Source organism: Microbulbifer sp. (assembly GCF_051659245.1).
Lineage (GTDB): Bacteria > Pseudomonadota > Gammaproteobacteria > Pseudomonadales > Cellvibrionaceae > Microbulbifer.
The window spans coordinates 1-1,087 of the sequence record NZ_JBOFOC010000056.1 but is presented as its reverse complement, the minus strand read 5'-3'; the positions used below and the strand labels follow the sequence as shown (position 1 = coordinate 1,087).

Genomic DNA, 1,087 nt, shown 5'->3' with positions numbered 1-1,087 from the left:
ATGGATGGAAGTAGGAGTGCCGCGGCCAGTGGGTCGAGCCCGACCAGCTCGCCGTTTGCGGAGGTCATCGCATCGCTCGCGGTCCTCCACCAGGAACAACATCGGGCGCTGTTGCAGATGCGGGAGGACCAGGATATGCAGTTCCAGGCGGTTCTCCAGGCGCAGCGCGAGGACCGCGAGACGTTCCGGAGCTGGATGCACCGGGAGGTTCAGACGGGGGCTCGTGCCGACCTGGTGCTCTCGAAGATGGGGCCCGCAGGACGATCCCGAGACATTCCTGGACCTCTTCGAGCGAGTGGCGGAGTCCAGTGGATGGCCTGGGGATCAGTGGGCCCTCCGACTGTTACCTCTACTATCCGGAGAGACCCAGGTCGCCGCGCAACAGCTGCCCCCGGAGAATCTCCTGGTGTATGCTGAGCTTAAGAAGGCCATCATACAGCGGGTCGGCCGGAGCCCTGAGCAACACCGCCAGCGATTCCGGCCCTACCTGTTGGCTCAGCAGCTCAGGGACTCATGCCGCAAATGGCTGATGGCCGAGGGAAGTGACGTCGGGAAGATCGTCGATCGGGTGGTGCTGGAACAATTCACGTCCTGTTTACCCAGCAAAACACGTGCCCTGGAGTCGGGGACACCTTACCAGCAGTCTCACTCCCACCGCCGGTTTACCGACCGACACCACCTCCGCGGACCCGTCCGCCCATTCCGGGGAGAGGCTTCACCCGCGGGCGAGCGTTCGGGGCCGGTCCGCAGGATGGAGCTGGAGCCTCGGCCGGGAGGCACACCGGAGCGGACATGCCCGGAGCTTCCCACACCCCACACTATCCCTCAACTGCCGCACCCTCCTCACGCCAGTGGACGGGCCCACTCCCTGCCGCCAGGGCGGCGGGAAGGCCTGGGCCGGCATGTTGGCGCTGTGGGGACCCGGACCATTCCGTAGACCGATGCCCGGTGATGGAGGTGGGGACCATGATCCGGGTCCCCGACGAGCCACGAGCTGCCCCTGGTCCGGCCGGCCTGTACCAGATACCTGTGAGTATAGGGGGGGGTACATACCAGGCTTTGGTGGATTCAGGTTGTAACCAGACCT

1 protein-coding gene is annotated in these 1,087 nt (G+C 65.3%); it reads right to left on the bottom strand.

The annotated features are described in order from the left end of the window. On the bottom strand, window positions 1-201 hold a 201-nt coding region (locus ACRC0P_RS05580), incomplete at its 3' end, for a hypothetical protein (protein ID WP_438628795.1). Between the last annotated feature and the right edge of the window lie 886 nt (window positions 202-1,087).